The organism is Dyella jejuensis (genome assembly GCF_044904675.1).
Taxonomy (GTDB): domain Bacteria; phylum Pseudomonadota; class Gammaproteobacteria; order Xanthomonadales; family Rhodanobacteraceae; genus Dyella_B; species Dyella_B jejuensis.
Genome location: NZ_JADIKJ010000012.1, coordinates 240,497 through 246,986, shown reverse-complemented (window position 1 = coordinate 246,986; position 6,490 = coordinate 240,497). Strand labels below are relative to the sequence as shown.

At 61.6% G+C, this 6,490-nt stretch carries 7 protein-coding genes; all 7 read right to left on the bottom strand.

The window, feature by feature from the left end; all coding sequences use genetic code 11:
- Window positions 1–220 (bottom strand): helix-turn-helix domain-containing protein (locus tag ISP15_RS12170; protein WP_404547655.1); only part of this gene is annotated, 220 nt, incomplete at its 3' end.
- 131 nt (window positions 221–351) lie between these two features.
- Entirely contained in the window at window positions 352–1,038 is a 687-nt protein-coding gene (locus ISP15_RS12165; protein WP_404547653.1) for a haloacid dehalogenase-like hydrolase, read from the bottom strand.
- 17 nt (window positions 1,039–1,055) lie between these two features.
- Entirely contained in the window at window positions 1,056–1,850 is a 795-nt protein-coding gene (trpC, locus tag ISP15_RS12160) for an indole-3-glycerol phosphate synthase TrpC (protein ID WP_404547652.1), read from the bottom strand.
- Between the two features lie 52 nt (window positions 1,851–1,902).
- Entirely contained in the window at window positions 1,903–2,958 is a 1,056-nt protein-coding gene (gene trpD / locus ISP15_RS12155; protein ID WP_404547650.1) for an anthranilate phosphoribosyltransferase, read from the bottom strand.
- On the bottom strand, window positions 2,955–3,554 hold the full coding sequence (locus ISP15_RS12150) for an anthranilate synthase component II (protein ID WP_404547648.1): 600 nt from the start codon (window positions 3,552–3,554) through the stop codon (window positions 2,955–2,957). The genes trpD and ISP15_RS12150 overlap by 4 nt, the downstream gene beginning before the upstream one ends.
- A 636-nt stretch (window positions 3,555–4,190) precedes the next feature.
- A complete protein-coding gene (locus ISP15_RS12145; protein WP_404547647.1) occupies window positions 4,191–4,877 on the bottom strand; it encodes a chorismate--pyruvate lyase family protein in 687 nt (228 codons plus the stop codon).
- A 14-nt stretch (window positions 4,878–4,891) separates the two neighbouring features.
- Entirely contained in the window at window positions 4,892–6,367 is a 1,476-nt protein-coding gene (gene trpE / locus ISP15_RS12140; RefSeq protein WP_404547646.1) for an anthranilate synthase component I, read from the bottom strand.
- Between the last annotated feature and the right edge of the window lie 123 nt (window positions 6,368–6,490).

Here is a 6,490-nt window from a genome sequence, read left to right as displayed (position 1 = left end):
CAATCCACCCGCGAATCACCGTTTCCTTGTGCGCAATCCGCGAGCGCCGATGACCTCCCACCGGCAAGCTTTGACGCTTTCCCTCTTTTTCCCAGCGTTGGCGCACCTGGTACACCCACAGGCGGCTCACTTCGTAGCGCTTGGCAATCGCTGACGGGCCTTCGCCTCGCTCCAATGCACCCAAAACTCGATCACGCAGGTCTTGCGAATACGCATGCATGTTCGTCTCCTCCTCGACGCCGGAGGGTACATTACATGTTGCATATGTTTAAATCAAAAATGTTCTAGCGTTGCGTGGCTCGTCTCCGTCCTTTCGGGCGGAGGCTTTGCCGCCCCCCGATCTCGCAAGGATCAATACCAGGCGACCCGGGTCACCGAACGGCCCAACGCCTTTTCCACCCGCTTGCACAGTTTTGGGGTGCCGTTGACCAACACGGCCTCGCCAGCCTGCTTGAGCATGGGCATGTCCTGGAAGGAATCGCTGTAGGCCAGGCGCCACTGGACGACGTCTTGAGCCGCGAGGTTCTGCACCTTGCGGCGTCCAACGTTATGCATCCGCACCCGCATGCCCAGCCATCCGGGTTGAAGCTGCGACGCGACAATGGTGAGTTCAGGCAGACCCAGTTGAGCAAGCAGGCGCGCCACCAGGATTTGTTCGCACCCGGTCACGACAATGACCTCGTCGCCGGCAACCTGGTGTCGGCGCAGTGCGTTGAGGCCGTCGCGACAAAACTGGCGGGGCCTGCGCACCAGCTGGTCGGCAAACGCCTCGGCCGCCATGCGATAACGCTGCGGGCCAAGCCCGCATAGCGCCACGTGCACCAGCGCGCGAGCTGCCAGCCGCCTGGAGAACAATCCGCACAGCAGCCACCATGGCGACGTCAGCACAAGCAGCCATTTGCTCAGCAACGAGCAGGTATAGCGGTGGCGAATAAACAGGGCGAATGCATCGCCATGGAACAGCACGCCATCGAAATCGAACAGGACCGTGCGCGGCAGGCCAGCATCGGCGGCAGCCGTGGCCGTCGCCTGAGTCATTTCCCCTGTAGGCATGGTCAATGTGTATCGAACAGCCGCTTCAACTCACGACCGGGGTCGCTGGCACGCATGAAAGCTTCGCCGACCAGAAAAGCATTGACGCCGGCTTCACGCAGACGCGCCACATCGTCAAGCGTGTGGATACCCGACTCGGCCACCAGCACGCGGTCGTATTCCATCAATTGCTGGAGTTCCAGCGTGGTATCGAGCGAGGTTTCGAAGGTACGCAGATTGCGATTATTGACGCCAATCAGCGGCACCGGCACGGCCTGCGCACGCTCCAGTTCCTCGGCATCATGCACTTCGCACAACACATCCAGATCCAGGTCGGCGGCCAGCAGCGACAGTTCCAGCAACTCGGCGTCGCCGAGCGCCGCCACGATCAACAGGATGCAGTCCGCACCGATCGCGCGCGCTTCGTACACTTGATAAGGGTCGATCACGAAATCCTTGCGCAGTACCGGCAACGAACAGGCCGCGCGTGCCTGTTGCAGGAAATGCTCGCTGCCCTGGAAGAAATCCTTGTCGGTGAGCACCGACAGGCATGCCGCGCCACCGGCCTCGTAGCTGCGCGCGATCTCGATCGGATCGAACTCGGCACGGATCACGCCTTTGCTGGGGCTAGCCTTTTTAACTTCGGCGATCACCGCGGGAAGGCCGGCGGCGATCTTCGCCTCGATGGCGGCGGCAAAGCCGCGCGTGTCAGGCATATCGGCCACGCGCGCGGACAACTCTTTCAATGGCAACTTGGTGCTGCGTTCGGCGAGTTCTTCCGCCTTACGGGCAAGAATGCGTTGAAGAATGTCGGTCATGGGCTTGTGATCGGCATGGAGGAAAGAGAGAGAGGAAACTTAACACTGCAAGTCAGTCGGCACTATCGGCAAGCCGCCGCGTAATGGCCACGAAAGCGTCCATTTTGGCACGAGCCGCGCCGCTGGCGATCGCAGCCCGGGCCAGTTCGATGCCATGGGCTATAGTGGCCGCCACGCCGCAGGTATACAACGCCGCGCCCGCGTTCAGGCAGACAATGTCATGCGGTACGCCGTGGCGGCCTTCCAATACATCCAGCAGCATCGCTTTCGATTCCTGGACGTCGCCGACCCGCAGGTTGCGGCTGGACGCCATCGCCAGGCCGAAGTCTTCCGGCTCAATTTCGTACTCGCGTACTTCGCCGTCGCGCAACTCGCCGACCAGGGTGGCCGCACCCAGCGAAATCTCATCCATCCCGTCGCGCCCCCACACCACCATCGCGTGGCGGGCCCCCAGCGCCTGCAACGCGCGCACCTGGATACCCACCAGGTCCGGATGGAAAACGCCCATCAGGATATCGGGGGCTCCCGCCGGATTGGTCAGCGGCCCGAGGATGTTGAACAGCGTGCGCACGCCCATTTCCTTGCGTACCGGCGCCACCATTTTCATCGCCGGATGGTGATTGGGCGCGTACATGAAACCGATATCGGTTTCCACCATGCATTCGGCCACCTGTGCTGGCGACAGATCGATGCGCGCGCCCAGCGCCTCCAGCACGTCCGCGCTGCCTGATTTGGAAGACACGCTACGCCCGCCATGCTTGGCGATGCGCGCACCGGCCGCCGCCGCAACGAACATGGCTGCGGTGGAAATATTGAAGCTCGACGCGCCATCGCCACCGGTGCCCACGATATCGAGGAAATGCGGATGCGCCGGCGCCTCGACCTTGGCGGACAACTCGCGCATCACGCGCGCCGCGCCGGTTATCTCGCCGACCGTTTCCTTCTTTACCCGCAGGCCGGTAACGATAGCCGCCGTCATCAAGGGGCTTACTTCGCCATGCATGATCTGGCGCATCAGCGCGATCATCTCGTCATGGAAGATCTCACGATGCTCGATCGTGCGCTGCAGTGCTTCTTGCGGGGTGATAGTAATGGCGCGCCCGTTCATGCCGCGAGCTTTTGCGACGGCAGGCCGAGGAAGTTGCGCAGCAGGTCGTGCCCGTATTGCGTGAGGATCGACTCGGGATGGAATTGCACGCCTTCGACCGCCAGGGTCTTGTGGCGCAGGCCCATGATCTCGTCGATGGAGCCATCCGGAAGCTCGGTCCACGCCGTGATTTCCAGGCAGTCGGGCAATGACGCCTGCTCCACCACCAGCGAGTGATAGCGCGTCGCTTCGAACGGGTCAGGCAGCCCGGCAAACACTCCCCGGCCCCGATGACGCACCGGCGAAGTCTTGCCATGCATGATCTGCTTGGCGCGGATCACTCTGCCGCCAAATGCCTGCCCGATCGCCTGGTGCCCGAGGCACACACCGAACACCGGAACTTCACCACCCAGCTGACGCAGTACATCCAGCGACACGCCTGCATCGTCAGGAGTGCCCGGGCCAGGCGAAATCATGATGTGCGAAGGTTGCAACGCACGGATGCCGGCCACGTCCAACGCATCGTTGCGCACCACCCTCACCTCCTGTCCCAGTTCGCCCAGGTACTGCACGAGGTTGAAGGTGAAGCTGTCGTAATTGTCGATCATGAGGAGCATGACGCATCCAACCCATTGATTTAATTTGATATCAATTACGCTGGCACTGTTCCCGGAAACGCCCTGCCAGCCATGGACGCGGGATCACCTGCCATAAATTTGTTGTTGAGCGATTGTAGCGGCCTGCGTCGCCGCAGCGCAGCATTCCAGCGCGCCAGTGTTTAAGGCCTATCCCATTGTCTTTTCTTGATCAAAAGACGAGGTGACGACCTTTTCAGCCTGCCCTGGACGCGGACTCTATCGGGCTTAGCCTCGATTCCGGCCAACCCTGAACAGGGCTGCTGGCAAGGAGGCATCAAATGAATACCAGACCAAACAAGTTCTGGACAGCGATTGCCATCCTTGAGCATGAGTGTGCACCTCAACGCTTTCGCAAGAGGTAACCAAGTCTAACCACGTATGCCCTCCAGCCAATTTTCGGAGGACCTCCAACGATCCGGAAATGGCCAACGACCTGCGCGTTCATGGCGAAGAGCGGCACCGAAACGAATATCGTGTGAACTGCGGCGCAAGACGCATGTGAGACAGATCGTGCACGAAAGCATGCATCACCCCCCGTCTGAACCGCAGGCAGGCGAATATTGCAGCATTTTTATCGGACGGTAGTGCTCGTCTTCGTATTGATTCCATGCACGATTACTTGCCGGTATCGGCAGACTCAGGGTGAGTCAGTACCTGCGACGTATAGCTTTCAACTACCAGGCTGAAAGGTTGGCCGCTGGCGGTATAGAGCACCGCGCGATGCTGCAGTACGTGAGCAGGCAGGATAAGTGGTTTGCCAGTCGGCGGCGGGAGCATGGCTCCGCTATCCCAGCCCGGTGGCAGCGGTTGCCACAAGAGCTCGGCGGAAAGCGTCTGCCGGCGAAAATGCAGCGGCTGGACCACCTTGCCGAACGGCACATCGGAGTGATCCAGCTGCTGATTCATGGCATCGGTGAGGCGGGAAGGCACGTACCAGTTGTCCGCGTCCGACAGCACTACATCGCCACAACGAAGCGCTACCCGGCGATAGCGCACAGGTTCGCCGGGACTGATGCCCAGCAAGGCGCGGGCATCCTCGGGCAGCGGCTTGTCCTGTCCATGCACGCGGCGGGCGATGACCTGCACGTCCTGAGACAGATGGTGCGCTCCGCACCATTGCTCCAGCGTCAGCGTGGCGCTTGGATGGCTGAGCAATGCCGCGTTCAAGCTCTGCAGCTCAGCCAGCGCCTGCGTGCGGCTCAGCACCGTATCCGGCCACGCTTGCGATGGTTCGTGGGCGACAAGCGACAGCGGGCAAGCAAGCAGTAACAGACAGCCGTAGCCAACCACAATTCGTTTCATGCCAGCCATCGTCATCACAAGCCTTTGGCCGCCTGCGCCACGGCACGGAACAGCGCGCGTCCTTTGTTCATCGTCTCCTCCCATTCCGACGCGGGATCGGAGTCATAGACGATGCCCGCGCCCGCCTGCACGTGCAGGCGGCCGCCCTGGATCACCGCAGTGCGAATGGCGATGGCGGTATCCGCATCGCCCCACCAGCCGATCCAACCGATTGCACCGGCGTAGATGTTGCGCTTGTACGGCTCCAGTTCCTGGATGATCTCGATGGCACGGATCTTCGGCGCGCCGCTAAGCGTGCCGGCAGGAAAAGTGGCCTTGAGTACGTCCATGTAGCCAAGTTCGGCCTTGGCCTTGCCTTGCACTTGCGACACGATGTGCATGACGTGCGAATAGCGCTCCACCACAAAGGATTCGCTCACTTCCACGCTACCGGTTTCGCTGATGCGGCCGATATCGTTGCGGCCCAGGTCAATCAGCATCACATGTTCGGCGCGTTCCTTCGGGTCGGCCAGCAGCTCGGCTTCCAGCGCCTTGTCTTCTTCTTCGGTGGCGCCGCGTTTGCGGGTGCCGGCCAGCGGACGCACGACCACCTTGCCATCCTGCAGGCGCGCCAGGATTTCCGGCGATGAGCCGACGATCTGCGTATCGCCAAGATCCACGAAGTACATGTAAGGCGAAGGATTCATCGCGCGCAATGCGCGGTAGACATCCACCGGCCGGGCGTGGAATCCCACGCTCAGGCGCTGCGAAGGCACCACCTGGAAGATGTCGCCCGCGCGGATGTATTCCTTGGCGCGCTCCACCATGGCTTCGAATTCTTCGCGCGTGAACGACGATGTGAAGTCGCTTTCGTTCAGCGCTGTCGATTGCGTGAGCTGCGGATAAGCTGCGCCGCCCTGGTGCAGCCGGTAGGTCAAGGCATCGAGGCGGCGCTGTGCTTGCGCATACGCCTGCGGCTGGGCCGGATCAGCATGCACGATCAGGTATAGACGCCCCTTGAGGTTGTCAAAGACCGCGACTTCCTCGGCCAGCATCAGCAGCACGTCCGGCGTGCCCAGTTCATCGGCGCGGTCCCACCGCGCCAGGCGCGGCTCGATATAGCCGATGGTTTCGAAACCGAAATATCCCACCAGGCCCCCACTGAAAGCCGGCAGCTGCGGCAGGCGAGGCACATGGTATTGCTGGCGAAGCTTTTCGATCTCGGCCAGCGGATCGTCGAGATGGCGACGCTCGACTACTTCACCGGCGTCTTCCACTTCCAGCTCGTGCGCGCGCAAGCGATAGACGCGCTTCGCCGGCAAGCCGATGATCGAGTAACGCCCCCAGGTGGCGCCGCCATCCACCGATTCGAACAAAAACGTGTAGGGACCATCGGCCAGTTTGAGATAGACCGACAGCGGCGTGTCCAGATCGGAGAAGACTTCGCGCACCAGCGGAATGCGGGTGTGTCCTTGCGCTGCGAGCGCTTCGAATTCGTCGCGGGAGATCACGTGGGTACCGGATGGCCGACAGGGGCTGCCATTGTAGGCGAAGGTTGGGCCCAGGGCCTGTTCGCGCTGTCCGCATGGCCCGCGTAGCGTTGCGTGGCTGTCAGGTAATGCACGGCACAAGCT